We start from the raw sequence: 24,478 nt of genomic DNA on the forward strand, positions 1-24,478 counted from the left end.
CCTTCCAATAATGGACAATCTAAATAAACCCTTAAAAACCATTTTTGCTCCCCTGGCCATGGCAGCGGGCTTAATATTTTTTCAGGCGTATATGATAGCGCCACTTATTCCTAAACTGGCAACTATTTTTAATGTATCAGAACAGCGGATTGGTCTTATAGTACCAGCTTATATGCTGGCTTACGGAGTTTCAGTCCTGTTTTATGGTTTCATATCCGATAAATTTGGAAGAAAACGCATACTTCAAATATCCCTACTGGCTTTTATTGTATTAACAGCGATAACCGCCCTGGTGCAATCTGCTTCACAACTCATCCTGTTACGATTGCTAACGGGTTTAGGGGCAAGCGGTGTGGTGCCAATGTCCCTGGCACTTGTAGGAGATATGTTCAAACCTTCAGAGAGAGGGAGACCCCTGGGACTTTTATTTGCCGCTATGGAAGGGGGAATGGCTTTAGGTTCTACCGCCGGGGTAATGTTGGAACCTTATACAGGCTGGCGTATGTTATTTTTGGCAACTGCCCTCTTGGCCGCTTTGGCTTTGTGGATACAGGTAGCCCGAATGGGCTGGAAACAGGAACCTCATAAATCCAATCGTACTTCATTCAAAAAAATGGTAGGTGGGTTTTACAGGCTACTTGCTTTCCCACGCGGGTTAAGGACCTATTTATTTGTATTCTGGAATGGGATCTTCCATTCAGGTATTTATACCTGGTTAGGGGTCTATTTTGTACAAAAGTATGATCTGGGGCCAATAGAAATTGGTTTGGCCATTCTGGGTTATGGCCTGCCAGGATTTTTCTTTGGTTCCCTTATAGGGCGCGCAGCCGATCGCAGGGGGCGATATCCTATTATTTTAACAGGCTTGGCAACAGCGGCCATAGCAACAGCCAGTCTCGCCCTGGAAATACCCGTTCTTGTCGCGGCCCTTGCAGTCACCTTGATCTCTTTGGGATACGACCTCACTCAACCTCTATTTGCAGGTATAGTAACCGAATTGGGTGGTAAAACAAAGGGAGGCCAGGCCATGGGACTGAATGTTTTTGCATTGTTTACCGGCTTTGGCCTTGGGAGCTTATTGTTTGGGGAATTATTGAAATTAGGGTTAGATCAGGCGTTAATTATTTTTGCGGTTGTACAGGTAGTATTTACGATTGTAGCCGCAAAACTTTTAAAGACAGAAATAAAATTATCAACTAAATGATAAGCTACAACAACCATTTAGATTCTGGTAAGGCCATAACCTTTTTAAGGTGGAGCATTGGCATAATTTTCATCTGGTTTGGGATGGTTAAATTTTTTGTTGGGCTGAGCCCGGCGGAAGATTTAGCTTCCTCAACCATTTGTACCCTGAGCGGCCATTTCTTTCCACAAGGAAGTTGTATGCCTGTATTGGCTATTTGTGAAAGCCTTATTGGCATATGCTTGTTATCGGGGAAGTTTTTGAAATGGGCTTTAGGCTTACTTTTCCTGCATATGTTAGGAACTTTTTCAACCTTCTTCATTTTTCCCGAAAAAATGTTCTCCCATTTCCCATTTGTATTAACTATGAAAGGTCAATATGTAATGAAAAATATAATTATACTGGCAGCAGTGATCAATATTTGGGTCTCAACAACAAATAAGGTATCCATAAGGGCTAATCCCGAAAAATAGAATGTGCTGCAAACAATTTTTTAAAGCCTAGTTTAAATTTAAAATTTTTAGCCTTTGAGAACTACAGAAGAAGTATTAAAAGATCATCTAGAACTTTCTAAAAAGGGATCTATAGAAGAGGATCTGCAGAAAAACTTTTCCAAAGATTTGATCCTGCTTACTACGCATGGTATTTATAAAGGACATGAAGGACTAAGGGAATTAAATAAAATGCTGATAAAGGATTTCCCCGAAGCGGAGTTTAACTATATCAATTTTCTTTTTGAAGATGAAATAGCTTTTCTGGAATGGACTGCATATTCAGACAGTTCACAAATAGATGACGGAGCAGATTCCTACATAGTGCGCGAGGGGCTGATAATTGCCCAGACCATTCATTATACTATCCGAAAGAAAAAATGAAAAAAGAATATTTCAGATTTTTAGAAGATTAAGCAGTAGGATTTTTTTAAAGAAAAAAATAAAATCTAATTTGGTTACCACCCCCCTGCTGCCCCTAATTTTGACATAGTTAATTTTTAAAAATCAATTATAAGATGATAGGTTTACATAAAGAATTATTCGCGGTATTGTTAACCGGAACGACCCTTGCGTTTTCTGGAAATACCGCTAGCGCTATGGATCAGAAAAATGAAAATCAAATTGAATTTAAAATCCAAAAGGAGATGACGGAAAAAATCTTACACTTAAAAATTAAAGGCATGCATTGCCAGTCCGGTTGTGCTAATGGTATCGATTCAATGTTGAAGGAGCAAAAAGGCATTATTAAAAGTGAAACAAGCTTTGATAAAAGCTCCTCGATAATTGAATATGATCCAAAGCAGATTTCAGAAGAAAAGATACTCTCCCTTATCAAAGACCGTGGGTTTGAAGTGGAAGTTGTAACCGAAAAGGGGGCTTCTGTAAACGGATAGAGATACCTGTATAAAAACAATAAAGATGTTTGCTAAAATAAAAGAAGACTTCGTAAGTATAGGATCCCTTTTTACCTCGGTTTCCACCTTACTGTGTTGCGCCCTGCCTTCGCTACTGGTTGCCCTGGGAATGGGAGCTGTGGTTGCGGGATTGGCTTCTGACCTGCCCTGGCTCATTACCATGAGCAAATATAAAGACTGGACCTTCCTGATTGCCGGGATTATGATAGGCTTTAATTTCTGGTTGTTCTACGGAAGAAAAAGAAACCAAACCTGCGAGATCGATGAAAACGGAAATGAGACCGCATGTGATACAGCAACAAGATGGAGCAAAGCCATTCTTTGGTTTTCCTTTGGCCTTTATGTCCTTGGATTGTTTGCTGCTTATTTACTATTGCCCATTCAAAGATTTTTAGAAGTTTAAATTTACAAAACATGAAAAATTATTTTTTGATCCTATTCATAGGGTTATCGACACTGTATAAAGTAGAAGCCCAGGGGCATGGCCCAATTTATGGATTACAAACCCCCACCCTGGCAAAAGGCGGTATAAACATGAACGCTTCCGGAATGAGTATAGCGACCGAAGACGAGGCCTCTTATATGCTTCGGTATACATTTTTCTATGGCATTACGGAAGATTTACAGGTTACCCTTACCACTCCTACTGTGATTGAGCGTCTGGAAAATGCTCCACGAACCCGTGGAAATAGTATGATGCCTTCCAATGGAGATATCGAGGCTGCTTTGTGGTATCGTTTTTTTTCAAATGCTTTTGGGGTAGGAAAGAGGTTTGAATCCACAGCAATTTTAGGTGTATCTGCCCCTACTGAGGATGTTCGCGGACAGGTGAATGTAGGGAACTCTATCCATGGGGCCATTTCTACGGGATATGCCTCACGTACCTGGTACGCCTGGTTAGGTGGCGGTTACCAATATTATTTTGAAAAGGACAACGAGCAATTAGGCGATTTACCCTATGCAAGCATGGTGATAGGTTATCGTCCCGATGTTTTTATGGGGGATTATCCTAAACCCGATTGGCGGGTTTTTATTGAATCATTAGTCGAGTTTCCAGGAGACAATAAATATACCGGTCAACAAAATTTTACAGACGAACGTAGCAAAAAAGTATTAGTGGGACCTTCATTCTTAGGACTTTACGGGGCTTGGGGTATTTCTTTCGGAGCGCTGTTTCCAGTGGTACAGGATTTAACCCCAAAGGCAATCAAAGAAAACTATCGGGTATCCATTAATTTAAGTTATTGGTTATAGTATAAATAAATTTAATAAAATAAACAGATGAAAAAAATAGTATTATTAATTGTAGTTGTTGTATTTGGAAGTTTTAGTTCCAATGCCCAGATTCAGAAAATAGATCAGGAAGTGTTTGGAATGGACTGTGCCCCCTGTGCTTATGGACTGGAGCGAGGTCTTGAAAAATTGGATGGCCTGGAAAAAGTGCAGGTTAGCCTGAATGACGGTAAAGCTTATCTTGATTTGGCAAATAACAATAACTTGAGCCTTAGGCAAATTCAGGAGGAAGTAAAAAAGAATGGTTTTTCAGCTAAGAATGCCGAAATAGTTATAAAGGGCAACTTCGTTGAGCAGGATGGCACTTATGCAATACAAACCGGGAAAGAAACTTTTAAGATAGCTGAAGCAACTTCTACCAACTTACGTTCCAGGTTAAAACCCGGAATTGTAAAAGTAAAAGGGATAGTTCAGGATGAAGAAGACGGTAATTTAACTAATAAGTGGAAATTAAATATCACCCAGGTTTATTAGCCGGAAAAAGGGAGTTTTAAAGAACATTAATTAATGGCGGACTCTACATCGAGCCCGCCAATTTTTTTTAAAATTTTAGAAATGAATTAATCTTCCCTCGTAACTAATTCATACACACAAGGTATCACAACCAGGTTTTAGTACCGTTGCTGAGAGCAATCCTCCAAGTATCACCACCGCCATTGGGCTTTGAATCTCACTTCCCGGTTCGCCTCCTTTTAAAGCTAGCGGAATAAGTGCCAGTCCTGTGGTAAACGCGGTCATCAGAATTGGATTTAACCTGTCGAGCGCACCAGATTTAATGAGCTCATAACCCCTAAGGCCTTCCTTCCGCAGATCTTCATATCTCGAAACCAGCAGAATTCCGTTTCGTGTCGCGATCCCAAATAAACTGATAAAACCTATCGTGGAAGCTATACTTACAATTCCTGAAGTAAAGTATACGATTAAGATTCCACCAATCAAAGCCAGGGGTAAATTGATAAGCACAACAAAAGCGAGTTTCACATTGTTGAATTCAAAATACAACAGGAGGAAAATCACGAAGATTGCAATAATGGCAGTGATCAACAGCATTTGTGAAGCTCTGGATTCACTTTCAAATTGTCCGCCATATTGTACCCTGTAACCTTCGGGAATAGTCACTGAAGAATTCACGGTTACCTGGATCTCTTCCACCGCACTTCTTAAATCCCGACCCTGCACATTGGCAGCAACAACGATTTTCCTTTGCACATCTTCCCGGCTAATGGTATTAGGACTGCTTACAGAAGAAACACTAGCGAGCTGTTCCAATGGAACCTGTGAACCATTTGGCAATCCTATCAAGGCAGTTCTGATTTTTTCAATGCTGTTTCTAACATCCTCCTTATAACGCACCACCAGGTCAAAATACTTCTGACCTTCATAAATCTCACCAACTTCGTGACCGGCAAAGGCGATATCTACCTGCTCCATTAACTGTCCTACGGTCATTCCATAAGCTGAAAGGATCTGTCGTTTTGGGCTTATCTTGATCTGTGGTACTTCGATCTGCTGATCAACAGCTACATCGGCAAGCCCATCGATAGGAGTAATATTCTCCTCCACGTTTTTACCTATTTCATATAGCTGTTGAAGATCGGGTCCAAAGATCTTAATTGCGATATTGGCTCTCGTACCTGAAAGCATATGATCGATACGGTGAGCAATGGGCTGCCCCAGCGTAATATTAACCCCCGGAACGATACTTAATTTCTTCCGTACCTCTTCAAAAAACTCCTCCTTCGATTTATCTTCCAGGGTGAATGGTACATCGATCTCGGCGGCATTTACTCCCTGGGCATGCTCGTCCAGTTCAGCCCTACCAGTCCTTCTGGTAACCACATCCACTTCAGCCATTTCAAGCAATAATTGCTCTACCTGGTTTCCAGTCTTATTACTTTCTTCTAGCGACATGGATGGAGGCCCCACCACACTTATCACTAGTGATCCCTCGTTGAATTCAGGAAGAAAACTTCTTCCTAATTGCGTAAATAACGCAATACTCAGTAAAAAAGCAACCACTGTTACCGTGATCACGGTTTTAGGGATCTTTAAGGCACGATTTAGAATATCGGCGTAGGCCTTCTGTAACCATCTTTCCACTTTTGTTCCTTCGGACTGCTTTTTCAGCATTTTCTCCTTTTTCAGAAGATAGCTACACAGCACGGGAGTAACGGTTACCGCTACAATCAGCGACGTCAATACTGAAGTGATAAAAGCAATTCCCAGAGGTTTCAGCAATCGGCCTTCCATTCCGCCAAGGAAAAACAGCGGCACAAAAGAGACGATAATGATAAGGGTTGCTATGATGATGGAACTTCTAATTTCCACCGATGCATCCCTTACCACGGTGATCACCGACTGCCTTTCAGCTTTAGGTTTTCGAATATTCTCGCGCAGGCGTTTATAAACATTCTCCACATCAATAATAGCATCATCTACCAGTGCTCCAATTGCAATTGCCATTCCACCCAAACTCATGGTATTGATGGTATAGCCCAGCATTTTTAATACGATAATCGATACCAGTAACGAAATTGGGATCGCCAATAGCGAAATTAGGGTAGTACGCAGTTCATCAGGAATATGAATAACACGATGACCACGAAAAAGGCACCTTCCAGCAGGGTCATATTCAGGTTACTGATGGAAGCATCAATAAAGTCTGCCTGTCGGAAGATCTGACTTTTGATCTCCACGCTTTCAGGGAGACTTGTTTCCAGTTCGGCAATGGCCTCATCCAGTCTTTCCGTGAGTTCCAGCGTATTGACATCGGGCTGCTTGGAAATTGTCAAAATAACCGCAGGTTCCGCATTCAGGGAGCCATCCCCGATCTTATCGGCAGCGCCTATCTGTACTTCCGCAATATCCTTTATTTTAATACTCTGACCGTTTACCTGTTTTACCACAGCTTCCTCCAGATCATCTATCGCATAAGCCCTACCACTTCCTTTGATGATGTATTGATTTCCGTATTGATTCAGAAAACCACCGGGAGCATTCGTATTTGCCTCTTTAACCTTCTCGGTTAATTCTTCGAGACTTACATCGTAATATTTCATTTTTCCGGGATCGGCAAAAACCTGGTATTGTTTATAATCTCCTCCAATCACCACCACGTTTGCAATCCCTCCGATGGCTTTGATCCGTGGACGTATCTGCCAGTCAGATAATGTTCTTAGTTCCATTGGGTTCAAACTATCTGAAGTGACTCCCAATAGCATTACTTCTCCCATAATCGAGGAAATGGGTGCCATAGTAGGAGCTCCTTTTCCTGTGGGTAGGTTTTCACGAACCATTGGAATACGTTCACTTACGATCTGTCTTGCCTTGTAAATATCAGTACCCCAGTCGAATTCAACCCAAACGATGGAGATCCCGGCGGCTGAGGAAGAACGAATCCTTCTTACATTCGGCGAACCGTTCATCGCGGTTTCGAGCTGATAGGTCACTAGTTTCTCTACCTCTTCACTTTCCATTCCGTGTGCTTCCGTTAGTATGGTCACGGTAGGCGCGGTAAGGTCTGGAAATACATCCACGTTCATATTACGTGCGAGGTAAAACCCGGTGACGCTCAGTACATTACTTTTTTGAACTGATTGCTTAAATAGGCAACGCTACTATAATCTAGTTTAAAAACTATCTCACTTAAAGTCAATTTATAATAATCAATGAATTCTTTAACACATTCAATTTTCTGGTTGATGATGTATAACTCAAATGCTATGCCTTCTACAGCAGAAAAAAAGAGCTAAGGTACTTATAGTTAAGATGTAATTTTTCACTTATAAATTCTGGCCATTTTATATCGAGTAACTTATTGGAGTGGTGAATTTTTTCCACTACCAGGCTTTTCATTTGTTCAATGAGTTGACTTTTTCGATCGGTTTTTAGACTAAAACCAGAATTCCGAAGTTCTTTTTTCAAAAGGTTTTTGTTTGTTCATTTAATTCTTATTCTAAATATACTTCACCCAGTTTGATGACACTGTAAGAAATTTTCAACTTATCTAAGATAAACGCGACTGAGCTTATACAGCGTGCACACACCATATTTTTAATATAAAGAGTTGGAGTTATAAAGTTAATTACCGGGACCATAGAATATTCTTAGTCTGCCCAAAAATGCGCAAAGGAGCCACGAATCCACCAATAAATTGTAGAAAGTATTCGTGGATTAGTGGCATAATATAATATAAATATGTCTTTAAGGTAAATTCATTAGGCCCAAACATCTTAAATTATTTAGAAGTACCCGCATTATTCTGGTCATTTAAAATGGAACTTAAATTGATAACTCGATAAAGAGTATTAATCATAATTTAGGTTTTAAATATATACTCTAAGCCATAAAAGCAAAAGAAATGGCAGCAAATAAGGCTGCGAAAAATAAAATAACCAAAGCAAGAATACCATAAATTTTATCTTTTTTAGAAATAGTATCTTTCTTGTATTTTGTCTTTTTCCGGTTTTTATTTTTTCTTCTATCTCTTCTATTTGCACTCATTATATTATATTTATATGATTGGTAAAATTGTCCAGTTAAGAGTTATTTCTTATAATTAGCTAAGAATCAAAAGATATGATCGTCCTAATTTTATTAAGTAACCTCAGGCAAAAAACCGCCCTGAAATTACTTTAAACGCATATATGAAAGTGAAAGGAAAGAGTAGTTTTTAAGGACTGCGAAAGCACAAAATATTATAGATTAAGAGCATCAAACTGGCAATTGACCAGTTGCGACCTCAAAAACATTGAGGTAGTTTTCAAATAGGTTCAAAAACTAACATAGCCTGCTAAATCGTAAATAAAAACCCGGCCTAAACCGGGTCCCAGTTACAATTAAGCCAGATAAGCTTCACAAGCTTCTACACATTCTCTACAAGCCTGCGCACAATCCTTGCAGTGTTGATGATCATGCTTATCGCATTCATCTGCACAATCCTGACATACCTTTTTACAATATTCAACCAGGGCATTCACATCGCTATAACTCGTGGCTAAAATTTGATTTAAAGCAGCACAGGCTTCAGCACATACCCTGTCAATTCTAATGCAATCTTTCATCATCTTTACATTGTCTTCATCAAGACAGGCATCAGCACAATAATTGCAATGGTTAATACAATTTCCAAGTGCATTAATTAATTTTTCATTTCTCATAATATTTATTTTTAATGGTTTATGTCGAAATTATAAACTAAAAACCAAAGTGGGTTTTAAAATTATGCTAAGATCTTTCAATTTTAAAGGTATTTAACAAAGTCCTTAAAATTTTAAGGCTTTTTTTCTTCTAATTGTGTCCATTTCCAGCCATCCTGCAATAATAAGGTCTTGAAAAATCTGCGTTTTTTCATAAATTTTTCTTCTATATCTTTTTGTTCTATAGTGGTAGACACCAAGCCGTGTTCCTGCAAAATTGCAACCGAAATTTTTGCAGTATTTTTTTCTTTAATATTGATATGGGTAACTTCAGATATAATTTTAAAATAATTTTCAAAAGCTACAATCAAAGGCCGAATATCTTCTAAGGGGGGCTGTTTTTCCTTTTTTATTTTATGGGTAAGGATAACTAATGCCTCGTATAGGCGCGCCAGTTGCAAAACTACATTGTTACTTTGATTTGGGTTGTGGAAATAATGAATAACCGGATATGTTCTATGATGCTGGCTGTATTTAATAATAGAGTCGGATATATCATCAATTTTATTCGTCAGTCTTGAAAAGTCTTTTTTATTCCAGGAATTAAGTACAATTTCTTGCGGTGTGCTTCCTAAGGTACTAAGTTTTATCCCCAATTTTTGTTGGTCTATAACTGCTGAAAGAACGGGAATAAAATAAGTTACCGACATAGTAAGAAGAATAAGACCTGTAAAGGAATAAATAGTGGTTAGTAGCCTCCAATAATTTCCTGCGGCTATAAAATCACCAACGCCCAGAGTGGAGAGGGTAAAACCGCTATAATATATTACCTCCCATAATCCTGCGGTGGTCTTGGTGGAACTTTGAATTATTGATCCAGGATTGGAATATAAAATCAACACCATACTACTCCACAGGGCAAAGACCCAAATTATTACAATTGCAATAAGCAGGATATAACCTGCATGACTTAAAAATTTTGAGCTTCCGTCTTTGCCAGAAATATTTAAAAATCCTTTCCAGAAAAAATGGGAAAACCGGCTGGTTAACCACCCCCCACCCTGCAAGGAAAGAGTTGTTTGAATAACATCTAACACAATTAATAGATAAATAATTATGCCTAAGATTGAAAGAATGTTCATATTTTATGCTTTATTTTATTTGACCTAAGTAGCCCCTTGAACAAGCTAACCCTGTTAAACTTCCATACCAAGGGAAACTTAGACCATATTTATACTTTTCCGGTCTTTTACTTGTAACTTCCTATAACCTGAAGGGGAAAGCCCAGTTGCCTTTTTAAATGAAGTTGAAAGATAGGCGGCTGTGGAATATCCATGGTTATCTGCAATCATCGCGATACTCCAATCATCGTAATTTAAAAGTTCTTTTACGCGTTCAATTCGAACCGAGATGTAAAGCTGCTGAATACTCTGTCCCTCCCTATCTGTAAAGATGTGGGTTATATGTCTATAATCGAAGTGCAGGTGCGAGCTAGGCATAGTTGAAAATTTATCGTTTGCGGTGTCTTTTGAATAAACCTTTTTAATAATTAAGGATTTTATCTAATTAATTTTTCATTACGGCTTTCAGTGATCTCGAACCCTAATTTTTCAAATTCTGTTTATAGTTGCTCTTTCTCAACAGCAGAGAGCTTCCTTTCTATAATGGCCTCACAAAGGTTTACCACGGAAAAAGGAATATTCAAATTATTAAAAATTTCTTTTACCACTATAAGCACCTCTAGCACACCACGTTTATTTATGCACCCTTTATTTACTTTGACCCAAAAACTTTTGAACAACCTACAAGGTGCGAAAACCAAGCAAGTTATTCTTACGCTTATTTGATTGTTTCTTGAACTCTACCACATTTCAACATTTTATTTCCGTAATATGGATTAAAAATATCTTTTGAATTTGAATACCAATAGTCTCCTTTTCCTTCAAAAGCCATGGGGCAGTATTGCTTATAGATTTCTCCAGAGGCTAATGCATTCCTTAAAACAGGTTCCATAGCTTCTGTAAGTTTAGAAAAAGCTTCCCGCTGCTTATTTATATTACCGCTTTCTGCAATTTCATTTGCAATAGCCACTATACCCTTCTTATTGGTTGCCGTTTCCGCAAGTTCTGCTGCTTTTGCACTAGCGGCTTGGGAATTGGTATTTACAAATGCGTCTTTAATAGCTACATACAGGTCATAGAGATCAGCAGTTTTTTCATCCTTAAATTCTGCTTGCAATCCTTCATCCTCATAGCCTTTTGCTTCAGCATTTTCATCAATGTTTGGCTGGTGCATTTCATTTTGCATAGGCTTTGGGGCATCCTTTGTGTTTTGGTCATTTTTACAGGAGAATATCGCTAAACTTCCAGCAATGAGACTTAAAACTGTTATGCTTCTAATTATTTTTTTCATTTTCCGATTTTATCGCTATTAATGTTCAAAATTAGGTTTATTTGAATTTTTTTTGAAATTTTCTTATTGATGGTGATGAAATATACCAGAGTAAAAAACCGCTCAAGACCGTTATAAGGCCCATAAGAGAAAAAATACGTAGTACAAGGTTATTAAAATCGTCCCTTCCTTCGTAATCCATGGTATGGGTCATCCAAAGAAAATCGAACCAACGCCAGTCGCGATAACGTACCGTTTTAAAACTTGCATCGGTAGCACCCACATAGGCTTTTAGGTTTTTAGGTTGGGCATAATTAATAACATAAGCCGGAAAAGATCCACTACGGTATTCATGATGATCCCCGACTTTGTTGATTTTTTCTACTGAAATTATTTTAAAATCATCTTTTACATATCGTTGCGCAATATTCTTGGCATCTTCTTCTGAAATTTCATCGATAACTTTGCCATCTTGTGCGTGTACCAGTTTTTCGTTGTTTACAAAATAGTAAGGCATTCCCGAAACTTCTTTTAAACTAATACTATGAATTTTCATTTCTGGAATGAGCGTGGAAATACCGGCAAGATTTTCAAAATTTGAAGTTTCAGGAGGCAATTTTTTAAAGTGATCTCCGTGAATTTCATCGATATCGGTCCAGCTAAAATACATCCCGCTAATAGTCCACATCAAGAACTGAATGCCTATAAAGATTCCCAGATATCGATGGGCTTTACGAATTTTCATCGCTGTTTTTCTCTTCACCATTTCTAATTAACTTCCATATATTAGATTATTCTTTTTACGTTTGCAATTATGTTTACGTTTACCTACGTAATCCATTACAAATTTACTTTTAGTCATTAAAGATCACTTATAAAGTTCACTATAGGATTTACTATCCGACTCACTAATTTTTCTTACAATACTGGTTTTGTTTATTCCATTTCTATCTGAGATACCCATTGATAGTAACAATTCCTTTAAACCCTGAATGGTGTTTTTATGATAATTAGCCACTTTGTGTTTCTTATCCTCAACTACCAAAGCCTTTACCCGCTTTGAATCCATAGTGGTTATTCCGGTAGGGCAGGTATTTAAATTGCATTTTAAAGATTGGACACACCCCAGGGCAAACATCATACCCCTGGCACTGTAACAAGCATCGGCCCCAACGGCTAATGCTTTATAAATATCAAAAGAAGAAATTATTTTTCCCGCAGCTATAACCTTAATATGTTTGCGCAGATTATATTTTTTTAAAGTTATATCCACAAAGTGGAGCGCCTCAATTAAAGGTGTTCCGCCCCAATGTAATCCATCCATGCTTGCAGCCCCAGAACCACCTTCTGCTCCATCTACCGCAATAAAATCTGGAAAATTATTTTCTTTATTTTTCGAAAATATTTCAATCATCTCATCAAATTCGAGTTTTAAACCAATACAGAGTTTAATCCCTATAGGTTTTGCAGAGGAAAGATCACGTAATTCTTTGATAAATTTAAGCAACTCGTTAGGGTTACTGAAAGCACTGTGGTGCGCCGGGGAATGAATCTCTGTATGTGCTTCAATATCCCTATATTCTGAAATCTCCCTGGTATTTTTACTGGCAGGAAGTATAGCACCAAAACCTGGCTTAGCTCCTTGTGAGATTTTAATCTCGATCATTTTTACGAGATCATTCTGGGCTATTTCAGTGAACTTTTCAGCATCAAAATTCCCTTCAGCATTTCGGCATCCAAAATATCCGGTGCCAAATTGAAAGATTAGATCTGCCCCGTATTTTTGATGATAAGGTGTAAGCCCCCCTTCACCAGTGTTTTGTGCAAATCCCGCTATTTTAGCCCCTCCATTAAAAGCCAGGGTAGCATTTTTACTAATAGAGCCATAACTCATTGCCCCTAAATTCAAAATACTTGAACTGTAGGGCTTAGTACAATTTGGACCTCCAATATTAATACGAAAATTATCGCGAAATTCCTTTGAGGGAAATGTAGAATGCAAAAACCATTCACGGCCAGTACTCTCATAAGATAACTGGGTGCCAAATGGCTGATTCATGTTTGCATTTGCGGCCCGCTTATATACAATTTCCTTTTGGATCCAATTGAAGGGCATACCTTCGGCGCGGTTGAGAAACAAAGCTTCTTGCAAAACGTGACGTTGTTCTTCTAATAAATTGGTAAGCCTACCAAATAAAGGATAATTACGCTGAATATTGTCTGCTTTTTGAAAATAATCTTTAAAGCCCAATATATAAAGAGGAAGCAATAAAATCGCTATCCACCATAGATGCGGCCGCCACAATATAATTAATATAAGTCCTACCGCGGATACTGAAGAACCTATTAAAAAAAAAATTCTCATAAATCCAATTTAATGCGAGTGTCCTTCGCCTTTGCTATTTCCATCTGTTTTTTCAGTTTCAAGATATTCGCCCTGAGGGCCCACTCCTTCTATATATACCAGCTGGGAACCATAATGTCCTGCTTCTGCAACAGAATATGCTGAAAAAGCAAGAATTAGGAATACAAAAATTTCAAAAACCCGGTTCTTCTTCAATAAAAATAAGCTGATCAATTTTAAGGTAGCAGCAACTGCGCTGGAATAAATGGTCCATTCGGCAAATTTATCATGCTGTTCTAATACTTTTTTGGCCATTTCAGTTAAATCCTGGGTATGGGGATGGGCATACACCCCGGCTATATAGGCACCGATAAACCCTCCGCCTACGGTTAAAAGGATTATCCAATCCAGATTCCTTTTCAGAGTAAAAATCTGAATTAGCTGCAAAAATGCCCCCAGTAAAAGCAAAACAATGGGAAAATGAACCACCAAAGGATGAAGATTTGGAAAATCATCAAGCGCCGCCTTAACTTCCCTGAAACTATCTTCTGATCCTAAAGCCGGATCCTGCCTGGTATTTTCTGTAGCTATATTTGTGGTTATAGTATCGGGGTCTAATCCCTGTTCCTGACCTAATGGAGAATGATTATGATCGTCTTGCGCCGGGAGTAATAATGGCAACATCATTAAAAAGAATATAAAGACAAAATTTTTCATAAAAATAAATGGAGTTATAAAGTTAATTACCGGAAGCATAGAATATTCTTAATCTGCCCAAAAATGCGCAAAGGAGCCAGGAATCCACCAATAAATTGTAGAAAATATTCGTGGATTGGTGGCAGAGTATAATGTAAATATGTCTTAATGGTAAATTCATTAGGCCCAAACATCTTAAATTATTTAGAAGTACCCGCATTATTCTGGTGATTTAAAATGGAACTTAAATTGATAACTCGAAAAATAAATTTATTGAGCTATACATTTAGCTACCATTAATAATTTGGGAATGTAGCCGTGGTTTTCCTTGTATCATTCTCTTTATATTATTGTGAAAAATGGTTTGTTTTGACTGTGATCGATTCAACCTGTATGAATATTCATCCAGGTACCTTCTGACATGTTGTTTTGAAATAGGCGCATGAACTGTCCTCAACCAAGACTTTATCTTGTGGATTATAATATGAAGTTCCTTGAAATTTTTTCCTTTATTACTAGGTACCTGCTCGATATTATACTTTTTCTTTAATGGGCTGTAACCTCGCCATTTGTCGGTAACCACCTTTGCTTCTTCAGATATATGCTGTTCGAACAATGGGGTAAATGACTTGGCGGAATAATCGTCAATTACCTTGGCGTAGGCACGTTTAACTTTGCGTTCTTCATTAAGCTCCACCGCTATTATAACCTTGGTTTTACGGGTGTTGTAGCTTCTGCCAGGAGCATTTTCTTCTTGTCCGCCAATGATAAATTCATCGACATGAACCAAACCTTTCAAAGGATGTTTTTTGCTGCTTTCCATTGCCGAGCGTACTTTGTGCATAAAATACCAGGCTGTGCCCTGGCGGATACCATAACGTTCGCCCATTTGGATACTGGAGAGGCTTTTGCTAGTTGTACTCATCTCAAAAACGATACAAAAGGCTTTTCGTAGCCCGAACTTGACCTTATGAAAAAGTGTTCCGGCCGTTGAAGATTCTACCTTTCCACAACCATAGCAATGATACTTATGGTCTTTTTTTAAGCATCCTTTAGTATGACCGCATTTTGGACAAGTAAATCCATCGTGCCATTTCAAGTTAGCCAAATATTCCCTACATGACCCATCATCCGGAAAGACTTTCATAAAGTCTAGGATATTTTTACCTTTAAATTTATCCATAATCAATGTTTACAAGGGCTAATATACGGCTCTTATATGTATAACTCAATAAATTTAAAATCCATACCGGGTATCTTAAATATCTGCCATATCGCTATATGGTTTGGAATTCTACAATGAAAAAAGAAAAAGGAGGGAATTTAAGACTTCAACTAATTATCATAAACAACGATCCCTCCATTTCCTTTAAACTTTAATCCCAGATTCTAATCATGATCCATAGACTCATTATGGTCCATTTCCATATCGTCACCTTCCATCCCTCCCTGTTCCATTTCCATATCGCCGTGGTCATCTTCGGTGGTTTCCCTACAGGAAATCATGGTAAGGTTAAAAGTTCCCACAAATAAGACTAACAGTAAAATTCTGAATTTTTTCATTGTTCAATTATTTAATTAAAGGTTCGAAATAACTTTTTGAAGTTTTACCTTGATCTCTTTAGCCACTTTGCCTAGCGCATCATCTTCCACCGCCTGCATGGAAGCAATGGGATTTACCACCGCTACTTCTATCTCTCCTGCCTCTTTTTCCTGTACAATCACATTGCAGGGCAGCATAGCCCCAATCTTGTCTTCCGTTTTTAGAGCTTTATAAGCGTAAGGCGCGTTACAGGCTCCAAGAATGCGATAGTTTCTAAAATCCACATCCAGCTTTTTCTTCAAAGTTTCAGTAATGTTGATCTCTGTTAATACCCCAAAACCTTCTTTTTCCAATTCCTCGGTAACTTTAACGATTACCTCTTCGAAATTTCCTTTAAGGCTTTTGTTAAAATAATAGTCCATGATTTTTTATTTAATGCGTTTTACAATTTTTTTGACTGCATTTAAAATTTACATCTTTTCCTGATGTGCCTTCATTTTGGCTTTCATCTTTTCCATAAGCTCAGGATTCTCATGCAAAAACTGGATCATTTTATCCATCATCTTCTCGGCCATTTCGGGATTAGATTTCATCTTGGAATGCATCTCTTCCATCATTGCTTCTTTCATAGCCGGATCTTTCATCATTTTCTCTTTCATCTTTTTCTTCATTTCTGGATTCCTGTCCAGTCTCTCCTGCATCATCTTATGCATTTTTTCTTTCATTTCAGGATCATCCATCATTTTCTCCATGTGGGATTTCATCTTTTCTTTCATCCCCGGGTTCTTTTGCATCATGGCTTTCATCTTGCCAGATTCCATCATTTGCATATGGCTTTGCATCATGAGTTTTCTTGCCCCTTCGTCTTGTTGTGCCAGATCAATAAATTCATTGAATTGGTTTGGGTTCGAAATAATTTCCTGGTAAACAGCGTTTCGATTGTCTGGAACATCCATTGCTTCAGAAGCGTTAAATGTTGATTTACAACTTATCAATGTTCCTACTGCTACTATAATCATTAAGGTTTTTACAATTGTTTTCATTTTACTTTGTTTTAGAGTTAATAAAAATTTCATCGTTCAGTTTTTTTTAATTCTCTTATCCTGTTCTTTCTACACTATTTTAAAGTTTCTCATCATGCCCATATCCTCATGCTCCAGATTATGGCAATGGTATAGAAACAATCCTTTATAGTCTTCAAATCGCATGATCAAATCCATTTGCATTCCTGGTAAAAGATAAACACTGTCCTGCCAGCCTTCGTTGATAAAACCGTCTTTGGTTGCTTCCCAAAGCTTATCATCTACCTTATCAGCGTCTCGGTTTAAGATGTTGAATTGTAATTGGTGGATATGAACAGGATGTGGCATTTGCATCATATTTCCCATGCCTCCCTGACCGCCCATCATTCCACCGTTGCCATGCATTCCTCCGCCCATCATTCCGCTGTCATCATCAGAATCTGAAGAAAACTGGTTTCCATTATTGATACGCCAAATTTCGGTAGTATCTAATTTCACGGTCTCTTCTTCGGCTACTTCGGTGCCATTATAGGTGCGACCGTTAATGGTCCATTCCATCATTCCGCCCATAGCGAAGGTGAAAGTCCTGGGATTGTCTTTATTGATGGCATCTGTGGCCGCCAATGTATTGAAAGAACTGAGCTCACCAGGTAATTGAGCATTGTTTTCTGCGAAAGCCCCCACCTTTATTTCCAGAATATCAAACTGAGTGTCATAAGGCAAGTGATTGCTACTGCTATTTCCCATCATCCCGCCATTCATCATGCCACCACCCATCATGTCCAGTGGGATAGGTAAATGGACCAGTTTAATACGACTATTTTCTGACTGTTGAGATAAATCCAACCATACATCTACCCGCTGCGCTGGCCCTAAAATTAGATAGGGCAATTTTTTTGGCGCTTCCAATAGCCCCCCGTCCACACCAAATACTGTGATAGGTTCACCATTGTCCCACGCCAACTTATAAGCCCTGGAATTGGAACCGTTTAAGAGCCTTAAACGATATTTCCCGTTTGCGCCCAGGTTCAGGGTATTATCAATTTTACCATTGATCAATATTTGCTCACCTAAAAAACCCTGCATTCGATCCATCTCTCCATCGCCCAGGTATTGGAGCTGTTTATTATCATTAAAAGTCCTGTCCTGGATCACCACGGGAATATCATATTCACCCTGGGGTAGATTTAATTTTCCTTCTTCTTTATCAGATACGATAAACAATCCTGCCAGTCCCTTATATACCTGTTCCCCGGTATGTTTATGCGGATGTGGGTGAAACCAATACGTTCCAGCCCTGTTCATTACTTCAAATTCATAATAGTAGGTTTCGCCTTCACTTATTACATGCTCTGGGTGGCCATCATTCTCGTGAGACACGTGCAGGCCATGCCAGTGCACAATAGATTCGGCCGGAATCTGGTTTTCATACCTCACCCTAACCTTATCCCCTTTCTTTACCCGAATAACAGGTCCTAAATAGCTACCCTCTATATTTTGTAAATTATCTTCGCTACCTTTTATGATAGATGCTTTATAGGAATATGTTTTGGTACTACTGTTTGGATAGATGCTGGTCTGGGAAGGTAATGCGGTAAGTTGTAGATCTAAATCGGCAATAAAATCCTTGTCCATTTTATTTACGGTCTCAGGATGCCGGGTGGAGGTATCCGATTTACAGGAGGCAAAAAAAGGCATTACATAGAAACCTGCTGCTGCCAGGCTTGCAGTTTGTATAAAATTCCTTCTGTTTACGTTTTTTTTCATCATTATATTATTTTGAATGGCATCCGTAACAATTTCAGCACAAGGAAAGTTACAGCCCCGCTTAAATTTTAGATACTTCGACAACTTAAAAGTCGCAGGCTGCTTAACAGCTAATCTACCGCCCCTTTTTCTGGAGGTTTTCGATTTAGAAACCATTTTTCACCTAAAAATATGAGCAACATAGAACCAAATGCTATCCAAATTAGGGTGGGATCACGTTCTATTTTAATATAAACGAAGGAACCCAAAACTACCACATCCAGAATTATTGCGCTTATTACGATCCCAGCTTTGGCTTCTATGTCCTTTCTCATTTTGGTAAGCACTCCCCAATGAATAATAATATCCATCACCAAATAATATATTGCGCCAAGGGAGGCTATCCTGGAAAGGTCGAAAAAGATAGTAAGCACAATGGCAATTACTATAATATACACCAGCATATGCTTTTGTATACTCCCTTTCATACCAAAGTGACTGTGAGGTATCAACTTCATGTCGGTTAACATAGCAGTCATTCTTGAAACTGCAAAAACACTGGCAATTACTCCAGAAATAGTGGCGATAATAGCAATAGCCACGGTAAACCATAAACCAAATTGACCAAATAATGGCCTGGAAGCTTCAGCTAGACTATAATCTTTGGCCTCAATGATTTCAGGAATATTTAGATTGGAAATAACCCCCCAGGAAACCAGTAAATAGGTCACCCCGCAGATCAATAAAGATATAACTATGGTCCTGCTCACGTTTTTGTGTGGATTCACAATTTCACCACCACTATTGGTTATAGTAGTAAAACCCTTATAGGCAAGGATAGATAAAGCCAGTGCTCCAAGGTACTCCATTACCCCCCTTTCCCCGCCGGTACCTCCTGAAGGCACCAAATCTGACACTACAAAACCCGAGGCATAGATAGCCCCTCCGGCAAAGATCAATAATCCACCGGTTTTGAGGACCGCCATGGCAAGGGAGGATTTCCCTATTACCTTATTGCCCGCAATATTAATTACAAAGGCTAAAATGAGTAGGCCCACCCCTAAAACAGGAATGAGATAACTGTCTTTTGGCGCATCGAACAATTGCAACGTATAACTACCAAAGGTTCTGGCCACCAGACTTTCATTAATAATCATAGAGAACGTCATCAGCAAAGCTGCAAAAGCAGTTACAATACCTTTTCCATAAGCTTTCTCCAAATACATGGCGATACCTCCTGCAGATGGATACGCATTGGACATTTTGGTATAAGAATAAGCACTAAATCCTGATATAATTCCACCCACAATAAAAGCTATTGGAAAATACTCACCAGAAAGTTCTGCCACTTGACCAAGAAGCGCAAAGATCCCTGCACCAATCATAACATTGGTTCCCATTGATATTGCACCCACCAGGCTTAGACTGTTTTCTTTATAATTTCCCATATTGTTTAGAATCGTAATGATAATCCACCTCCGGCGCCAAATCTATTGTCGTAACTTCCCATTAATGAAAAGTTCTTACCAAGAAAATATTCCAGCCCGGCGCTCCATACTTGCTCATCTTCAAAATCTTTTCCTGGTTCAAGATCATTGACCCAGCCAAAATCTGCCTGGAATTCATATTCCCCGAATAAAACAAGTCGAGGGAAGATCATAACTTCCCGGGCAAGGCTAATTTGGGGCCTCAATTTATTATCTACACGAAGGTCTAAAGCAAACATATAGGGAGTAAAATACCTAATACCTCCAATGGCGGTGGTACTGAGTTCTTCCATACTATCCTTCATTTCATTCTCCATATTCACACCGGCAAACAAACGTACCCAGTCATAGAGGTAATATTCATAGGTGAATTCTGCTTCAATATTTTCGTTCCAGCCGTATTCTGCCAAAACGTTAAATTGATTCCTTATATTGGAACTTACCACATTTAATGTTGTCATGTGTGAGGCGGCATCCAACATTCCCCAGGTATAAAATTTATTGGTTTCCCTTACTAGGTTACTCAATGGGAAAGGCTTCATACGTTCGTCCCTTTTAGTGTCATAACTTACCACTCTCGCCATTCCGGAATCCAAATGATAAAGGATGTGGCAATGCAGGAACCAATCGCCATATTCATTCCCATAAAACTCGATAGTCACTTTTTGCATGGGCGGGACATTGACGGTATGTTTCAAAGGGGAATGTTCTCCGTTTTTATTAATTACCCTGAAAAAATGCCCATGTAGATGCATAGGGTGGTGCATCATGGTAAGGTTGTTAAAGGTGATCCTGGTAACCCCATCACCTTCAATTTTTATTTTATCGGTTTCGGCCAGGGGCACCCCGTTTAAGCTCCAAACATAGCGGGCCATATTTCCGGTTAAATTCAGCAGGATTTCCTTTACAGGCGCATCTTCGGGATGTGTTGTAGGATTTTTAGATTCCAGGTAATCATAGTTATATTCTGAAAACATATCCATACCCGGCATTTTTCCTTGCTCCATTCCTTTCATCTTATCCATCTGCATGGTTTTTTTCCCGCCACCGGCCATTTTCATAGAGTCCTTTTTCATCTTCACACTATGGTCCTTATTGGCCATTGTGGAGTCCTTCTTCATGTCCATTTTGGAATGATCCATTTTAGAGTGGTCCATGGCCTGCATATCTCCCTCTTTTTTCATATTCATATCGCCATGGTTCATCGCTTCCATGTCCATCTCATCCATTTGCATTCCCCACTTATCCATCATTTCATAGGGATCAACATTTTTTGGATTGAATTTAAGGGCTGGTGCCCCCATTTTCATATCCATTTTTGCCATTTTTTGCATCATCCCAATTTTATCGGGCCTGGGCACATTAGGGGCGGGAAGTATCCTACCGGTGCCTAGAAAAGCTGAAGCTGTCCCAGAACCATCCTGTGCAGTAATTTTAAATTCCATTTTGCCATCATCGGGTATGGTGACAATAAAATCATAGGTTTCTGCTACTGCAATAAAGGTTTTATTTTTCTCCACCGGCACTACATCTACACCATCAGCAGAAACCAGCGTAGGCATATTACCTCCAAAGGTCATCCAGAAAGAAGTAGAGGCAGCTCCATTAATAATTCTCATTCTAACTTTTTCCCCAGGCTTGAATTCGGGATATTCTATTTTCTCCTCACCATTTATTAAAAATGCAGGATAGTAAATATCAGCAATATCGGCACCTTCCATCCGTTGTCTCCAAAAATCAATTTGTGCGCCCAAAGCTCCACGCTTGATCACCTGATTTAGGGGAGTAGCTGTTCCTTTTTTAATATTGTACCATTCTGTGCCCCTTTTTAAAAACCTAAGCACATCTTTTGGCTTTTCATTGGTCCAGTCTGAAAGTACCAGCACCAGGTCTTTGTCATACTCCAATGTTTTTTCTCTTGGATTGATTAGCAGAGAGCCATATACCCCACTTTGTTCCTGTAACATGGTATGGGAATGGTACCAGTATGTACCATGTTGTTTGATCTCAAATTCATATTTAAAGGTTTCGCCCGGTTTAATGGGTGGCGTGGTTAAATAAGGGACACCATCAAAGAAATTTGGCAAAATCATCCCATGCCAGTGAATGGAAGTTTCCACATCCATTTTATTTTCAACATAGATCACCGCATATTCGCCTTCGGTAAATTCCAGGGTCGGGCCGGGGATTCCCCCGTTAATGGTCATCCCCATGACCTCTTTGCCTTCGGCTTTAGTAACCTTTTCCTGGTCTATGGTCAGGTTATATTCGTGTACCGGTAAATTATTTATATTTCCTTCAACAGATTTTTCCATGTGCCGTTGGCCATAGGAAATCATCATTGAACACAAAGTTAATATTAAAAAAAAATTATTTTTCATTCTTGATATTTTAATGTCTAAATATTTTAGGTTTCAATAGTAAGGCTTTAACAAGGCTAAAAAGATCGATCCTGTTGAAAATATTCTACATTGATTATTTAAAGAAGACCCCACAGGTTTTCAAAACCTGTGGGGTCTCGCTTAATATTATTCCTCGTTCTCCAAACGATAAATGATCTTCTTCATCTGGGCAATCTCCCGTTTCTGGGCCTCAATAATCTCTTCTGCCAGTTTCTTGGTTTCAGGATCTTTAATATCTGCCCGCTTACTAGTTAAAATCGCAATCGAATGGTGGGGAATCATTGCCTTCATATATAAAACGTCGCCAATAATAGGTCGTTGTGCTCGTACTAAACCTAAAGCAGAGACAAACAGCACCAGGCTACCCACGTAAATTGCTATATTCTTCTTCTTATTTTTATACATTTTCAACATCAACGACAACATAATTACCGCCATTGCCGCTATCCCCAAACAGGTCATATAAAAACGGGTCAAGCTGAAATAAACATGATCAAATTCGTAGGTATTCAGGTACATGGTAATGTACATGGCTATAAAAGATAACCCGAGCATTAGAAAAAATCTACCGTAATTGCTACCACCAGTTTTATGGTGGTTTTTTGCTTCTGAATTCATTATTTTTTGGTTTTGGTTAGGTTGGTTTTTACTTTTTAATTGTCTTTTTTACGGAACCACAATTGGGCATTTTATCACCGAAATATGGATTGTTTATTTCTTCGATATCGGCATACCAGTATGCGCCCTCGTTATTGAAAGCCATAGGACAGAACTTTTTATAGATCGTACCGCCAGAAAGTGCATCTTCAAACATAGGCCCTGCTTTTTCTGTGAATGATGCGAATAATTCCCTTTGTTTTTCCAGCTCGCTGGTTTCAGATAATTGTTGTGCAATAGCTTTCAGTTCTGCTCTTTCTTCTGAAAAAGAGGCTACCATACTTTGAGACGCATCCTGTACCTGGCCTGCATCAGCATTGGTCAATGCTATTTTTATTTCCAGGTAGTTATGCCATATTTTTCCCGTCATTCCATCTATAAAATCCTGATCGGCGATATCTGCTGTTTTCCCTTCGGCTTTTTTAACCTCTTCAGGGGTGTCTATTCCTACCGATTGTTTTGCTTTGTTATCAAGGCAGGAAGTAAATACAATTACACTAAATAAAAACACACTAAAACTTAAAAATCTATTTTTCATATCTTGACTGGTTTTAATTTGTTCCTAAATTACTGGTTAGAAAAAAGATATATTGTCATAATTTGGTTAAACATCTATAAAATTTGGTCTAAAGAATTTCTAAAATTTTTATTAAGTTCCTTATATTCAGATAAATTCATCCCTGTTTCTGCTTTAAATTGCCGGGAAAGATAATTTACATTAGTATAATCCAATAGCTCACTTATCTCGGTAAAATTATAGGTCTTGAACTGGATAAGTTCTTTTACCTTTTCAATTTTCAGTTTTATAAAATACTTTTCCACCGTTATATTTTCGGTATAGGAAAAAATTCGACTCAAGCGCGAATAATCAGTTTCGGTTTCTTTGGATAAGTAGCTGGATAAAGTCCCCGTTTTTTGCAGGGGAAGGTTTTCCAAAAGCCGTATAAGACTTTGTTTTACCTTCTCGACTAAAATTTTATCGGATCCCTCCAATATTTCAAAACCATTTTCATCGAGGACCTTTTCTAACTTTTTAGAATCACGAGCTATATTTTTGCTTTTATAAACTACCCGGCCTAGTTCTACTTTTGTTACTTCCACCCCGGCTTCAAGTAACTCGTTTTTAATTACTTTAATACACCGGTTACAGACCATATTTTTAACAAAG

25 protein-coding genes and 1 pseudogene are annotated in these 24,478 nt (G+C 38.6%); 7 read left to right on the plus strand and 19 right to left on the minus strand.

Translation table 11 applies throughout. The features are described 5' to 3' along the window. Positions 1–10 precede the first annotated feature (10 nt). The 7 genes from AO058_RS13580 to AO058_RS13610 all read left to right on the plus strand — a co-directional run bounded on the left by AO058_RS13580 (position 11) and on the right by AO058_RS13610 (position 4,358). Positions 11–1,204, plus strand: a complete 1,194-nt coding sequence (locus AO058_RS13580; RefSeq protein WP_034892187.1) for an MFS transporter — start codon at positions 11–13, stop codon at positions 1,202–1,204. Beyond that, positions 1,201–1,656 (plus strand): hypothetical protein, encoded by a 456-nt coding sequence (locus AO058_RS18400; RefSeq protein WP_075327054.1) that lies wholly within the window; start codon positions 1,201–1,203, stop codon positions 1,654–1,656. Before AO058_RS13580 ends, AO058_RS18400 begins: the two co-directional genes overlap by 4 nt. Positions 1,657–1,710: 54 nt before the next feature. Next, entirely contained in the window at positions 1,711–2,058 is a 348-nt protein-coding gene (locus tag AO058_RS13590; protein WP_034892182.1) for a nuclear transport factor 2 family protein, read from the plus strand. Between the two features lie 134 nt (positions 2,059–2,192). Further along, positions 2,193–2,570, plus strand: a complete 378-nt coding sequence (locus tag AO058_RS13595) for a heavy-metal-associated domain-containing protein (RefSeq protein WP_197055441.1) — start codon at positions 2,193–2,195, stop codon at positions 2,568–2,570. A gap of 25 nt (positions 2,571–2,595) precedes the next feature. Next, positions 2,596–2,994 (plus strand): hypothetical protein, encoded by a 399-nt coding sequence (locus tag AO058_RS13600; protein WP_013073423.1) that lies wholly within the window; start codon positions 2,596–2,598, stop codon positions 2,992–2,994. Between the two features lie 11 nt (positions 2,995–3,005). Further along, a complete protein-coding gene (locus AO058_RS13605) occupies positions 3,006–3,845 on the plus strand; it encodes a hypothetical protein (protein WP_034892178.1) in 840 nt (279 codons plus the stop codon). 27 nt (positions 3,846–3,872) lie between these two features. Next, positions 3,873–4,358, plus strand: coding sequence for a heavy-metal-associated domain-containing protein (locus AO058_RS13610; RefSeq protein ID WP_034892175.1), 486 nt, complete (start codon positions 3,873–3,875; stop codon positions 4,356–4,358). A 108-nt stretch (positions 4,359–4,466) separates the two neighbouring features. Here AO058_RS13610 and AO058_RS13615 read toward each other — a convergent pair. The 19 genes and pseudogenes from AO058_RS13615 to AO058_RS13700 all read right to left on the minus strand — a co-directional run bounded on the left by AO058_RS13615 (position 4,467) and on the right by AO058_RS13700 (position 24,465). Beyond that, positions 4,467–7,426 (minus strand): annotated as a pseudogene (locus tag AO058_RS13615) (efflux RND transporter permease subunit). A gap of 796 nt (positions 7,427–8,222) precedes the next feature. Next, positions 8,223–8,387 (minus strand): hypothetical protein, encoded by a 165-nt coding sequence (locus AO058_RS18570; RefSeq protein ID WP_166636578.1) that lies wholly within the window; start codon positions 8,385–8,387, stop codon positions 8,223–8,225. A 335-nt stretch (positions 8,388–8,722) separates the two neighbouring features. Beyond that, the gene (locus tag AO058_RS13625; protein WP_034892172.1) at positions 8,723–9,043 is read right to left on the minus strand and encodes a four-helix bundle copper-binding protein; all 321 of its coding nucleotides are present in this window, start codon (positions 9,041–9,043) and stop codon (positions 8,723–8,725) included. A 113-nt stretch (positions 9,044–9,156) separates the two neighbouring features. Further along, positions 9,157–10,164 carry a potassium channel family protein gene (locus AO058_RS13630; RefSeq protein ID WP_051931249.1) on the minus strand — a complete coding sequence of 336 codons (1,008 nt, stop codon included), beginning with the start codon at positions 10,162–10,164 and terminating at the stop codon, positions 9,157–9,159. 78 nt (positions 10,165–10,242) lie between these two features. Further along, positions 10,243–10,521 (minus strand): helix-turn-helix domain-containing protein, encoded by a 279-nt coding sequence (locus AO058_RS18250; RefSeq protein WP_083634187.1) that lies wholly within the window; start codon positions 10,519–10,521, stop codon positions 10,243–10,245. 340 nt (positions 10,522–10,861) lie between these two features. Then, positions 10,862–11,434, minus strand: coding sequence for a DUF3347 domain-containing protein (locus tag AO058_RS13640; protein ID WP_051931246.1), 573 nt, complete (start codon positions 11,432–11,434; stop codon positions 10,862–10,864). A 37-nt stretch (positions 11,435–11,471) separates the two neighbouring features. Further along, the gene (locus AO058_RS13645; protein ID WP_034892168.1) at positions 11,472–12,179 is read right to left on the minus strand and encodes a PepSY domain-containing protein; all 708 of its coding nucleotides are present in this window, start codon (positions 12,177–12,179) and stop codon (positions 11,472–11,474) included. Positions 12,180–12,281: 102 nt separating this feature from the next. Further along, a complete protein-coding gene (locus AO058_RS13650; protein WP_075327056.1) occupies positions 12,282–13,778 on the minus strand; it encodes an FMN-binding glutamate synthase family protein in 1,497 nt (498 codons plus the stop codon). Positions 13,779–13,787: 9 nt separating this feature from the next. Then, positions 13,788–14,474: a DUF2231 domain-containing protein gene (locus tag AO058_RS13655; RefSeq protein ID WP_075327981.1), complete on the minus strand. Its 687-nt coding sequence runs from the start codon at positions 14,472–14,474 to the stop codon at positions 13,788–13,790. A 265-nt stretch (positions 14,475–14,739) separates the two neighbouring features. Continuing rightward, positions 14,740–15,636 (minus strand): IS1595 family transposase, encoded by an 897-nt coding sequence (locus tag AO058_RS13660; RefSeq protein WP_057481168.1) that lies wholly within the window; start codon positions 15,634–15,636, stop codon positions 14,740–14,742. 206 nt (positions 15,637–15,842) lie between these two features. Continuing rightward, entirely contained in the window at positions 15,843–16,016 is a 174-nt protein-coding gene (locus AO058_RS18405) for a hypothetical protein (protein WP_156101175.1), read from the minus strand. A 15-nt stretch (positions 16,017–16,031) separates the two neighbouring features. Continuing rightward, positions 16,032–16,418 carry a DUF302 domain-containing protein gene (locus tag AO058_RS13665; protein WP_075327057.1) on the minus strand — a complete coding sequence of 129 codons (387 nt, stop codon included), beginning with the start codon at positions 16,416–16,418 and terminating at the stop codon, positions 16,032–16,034. A gap of 48 nt (positions 16,419–16,466) precedes the next feature. Then, the gene (locus AO058_RS13670; protein ID WP_075327058.1) at positions 16,467–17,039 is read right to left on the minus strand and encodes a serine O-acetyltransferase; all 573 of its coding nucleotides are present in this window, start codon (positions 17,037–17,039) and stop codon (positions 16,467–16,469) included. A gap of 69 nt (positions 17,040–17,108) precedes the next feature. Further along, positions 17,109–18,788 (minus strand): multicopper oxidase family protein, encoded by a 1,680-nt coding sequence (locus AO058_RS13675; protein ID WP_075327982.1) that lies wholly within the window; start codon positions 18,786–18,788, stop codon positions 17,109–17,111. Positions 18,789–18,895: 107 nt separating this feature from the next. Continuing rightward, positions 18,896–20,212: an APC family permease gene (locus AO058_RS13680; RefSeq protein ID WP_075327059.1), complete on the minus strand. Its 1,317-nt coding sequence runs from the start codon at positions 20,210–20,212 to the stop codon at positions 18,896–18,898. A 5-nt stretch (positions 20,213–20,217) separates the two neighbouring features. Then, positions 20,218–22,632, minus strand: a complete 2,415-nt coding sequence (locus AO058_RS13685; protein ID WP_075327060.1) for a multicopper oxidase domain-containing protein — start codon at positions 22,630–22,632, stop codon at positions 20,218–20,220. A gap of 147 nt (positions 22,633–22,779) precedes the next feature. Further along, a complete protein-coding gene (locus AO058_RS13690) occupies positions 22,780–23,271 on the minus strand; it encodes a DUF305 domain-containing protein (protein ID WP_075327061.1) in 492 nt (163 codons plus the stop codon). A 28-nt stretch (positions 23,272–23,299) separates the two neighbouring features. Next, a complete protein-coding gene (locus tag AO058_RS13695) occupies positions 23,300–23,848 on the minus strand; it encodes a DUF3347 domain-containing protein (protein ID WP_075327062.1) in 549 nt (182 codons plus the stop codon). Positions 23,849–23,922: 74 nt separating this feature from the next. Further along, positions 23,923–24,465 carry a helix-turn-helix domain-containing protein gene (locus tag AO058_RS13700; protein ID WP_083572025.1) on the minus strand — a complete coding sequence of 181 codons (543 nt, stop codon included), beginning with the start codon at positions 24,463–24,465 and terminating at the stop codon, positions 23,923–23,925. Positions 24,466–24,478 lie beyond the last annotated feature (13 nt).

The organism is Salegentibacter sp. T436 (genome assembly GCF_001932675.1).
GTDB classification, from domain to species: domain Bacteria; phylum Bacteroidota; class Bacteroidia; order Flavobacteriales; family Flavobacteriaceae; genus Salegentibacter; species Salegentibacter agarivorans.

Excerpts from the sequence above, each read along its gene's own strand:
- AO058_RS13580 (WP_034892187.1), top strand. The coding sequence starts at position 11 with ATGGACAATCTAAATAAACCCTTAAAAACCATTTTTGCTCCCCTGGCC.
- AO058_RS18400 (WP_075327054.1), top strand. The coding sequence starts at position 1,201 with ATGATAAGCTACAACAACCATTTAGATTCTGGTAAGGCCATAACCTTT.
- AO058_RS13595 (WP_197055441.1), top strand. The coding sequence starts at position 2,193 with ATGATAGGTTTACATAAAGAATTATTCGCGGTATTGTTAACCGGAACG.
- AO058_RS13600 (WP_013073423.1), top strand. The coding sequence starts at position 2,596 with ATGTTTGCTAAAATAAAAGAAGACTTCGTAAGTATAGGATCCCTTTTT.
- AO058_RS13605 (WP_034892178.1), top strand. The coding sequence starts at position 3,006 with ATGAAAAATTATTTTTTGATCCTATTCATAGGGTTATCGACACTGTAT.
- AO058_RS13610 (WP_034892175.1), top strand. The coding sequence starts at position 3,873 with ATGAAAAAAATAGTATTATTAATTGTAGTTGTTGTATTTGGAAGTTTT.
- AO058_RS18570 (WP_166636578.1), bottom strand. The coding sequence starts at position 8,387 with ATGAGTGCAAATAGAAGAGATAGAAGAAAAAATAAAAACCGGAAAAAG.
- AO058_RS13625 (WP_034892172.1), bottom strand. The coding sequence starts at position 9,043 with ATGAGAAATGAAAAATTAATTAATGCACTTGGAAATTGTATTAACCAT.
- AO058_RS13630 (WP_051931249.1), bottom strand. The coding sequence starts at position 10,164 with ATGAACATTCTTTCAATCTTAGGCATAATTATTTATCTATTAATTGTG.
- AO058_RS18250 (WP_083634187.1), bottom strand. The coding sequence starts at position 10,521 with ATGCCTAGCTCGCACCTGCACTTCGATTATAGACATATAACCCACATC.
- AO058_RS13640 (WP_051931246.1), bottom strand. The coding sequence starts at position 11,434 with ATGAAAAAAATAATTAGAAGCATAACAGTTTTAAGTCTCATTGCTGGA.
- AO058_RS13645 (WP_034892168.1), bottom strand. The coding sequence starts at position 12,179 with ATGGTGAAGAGAAAAACAGCGATGAAAATTCGTAAAGCCCATCGATAT.
- AO058_RS13650 (WP_075327056.1), bottom strand. The coding sequence starts at position 13,778 with ATGAGAATTTTTTTTTTAATAGGTTCTTCAGTATCCGCGGTAGGACTT.
- AO058_RS13655 (WP_075327981.1), bottom strand. The coding sequence starts at position 14,474 with ATGAAAAATTTTGTCTTTATATTCTTTTTAATGATGTTGCCATTATTA.
- AO058_RS13660 (WP_057481168.1), bottom strand. The coding sequence starts at position 15,636 with ATGGATAAATTTAAAGGTAAAAATATCCTAGACTTTATGAAAGTCTTT.
- AO058_RS18405 (WP_156101175.1), bottom strand. The coding sequence starts at position 16,016 with ATGAAAAAATTCAGAATTTTACTGTTAGTCTTATTTGTGGGAACTTTT.
- AO058_RS13665 (WP_075327057.1), bottom strand. The coding sequence starts at position 16,418 with ATGGACTATTATTTTAACAAAAGCCTTAAAGGAAATTTCGAAGAGGTA.
- AO058_RS13670 (WP_075327058.1), bottom strand. The coding sequence starts at position 17,039 with ATGAAAACAATTGTAAAAACCTTAATGATTATAGTAGCAGTAGGAACA.
- AO058_RS13675 (WP_075327982.1), bottom strand. The coding sequence starts at position 18,788 with ATGATGAAAAAAAACGTAAACAGAAGGAATTTTATACAAACTGCAAGC.
- AO058_RS13680 (WP_075327059.1), bottom strand. The coding sequence starts at position 20,212 with ATGGGAAATTATAAAGAAAACAGTCTAAGCCTGGTGGGTGCAATATCA.
- AO058_RS13685 (WP_075327060.1), bottom strand. The coding sequence starts at position 22,632 with ATGAAAAATAATTTTTTTTTAATATTAACTTTGTGTTCAATGATGATT.
- AO058_RS13690 (WP_075327061.1), bottom strand. The coding sequence starts at position 23,271 with ATGAATTCAGAAGCAAAAAACCACCATAAAACTGGTGGTAGCAATTAC.
- AO058_RS13695 (WP_075327062.1), bottom strand. The coding sequence starts at position 23,848 with ATGAAAAATAGATTTTTAAGTTTTAGTGTGTTTTTATTTAGTGTAATT.
- AO058_RS13700 (WP_083572025.1), bottom strand. The coding sequence starts at position 24,465 with ATGGTCTGTAACCGGTGTATTAAAGTAATTAAAAACGAGTTACTTGAA.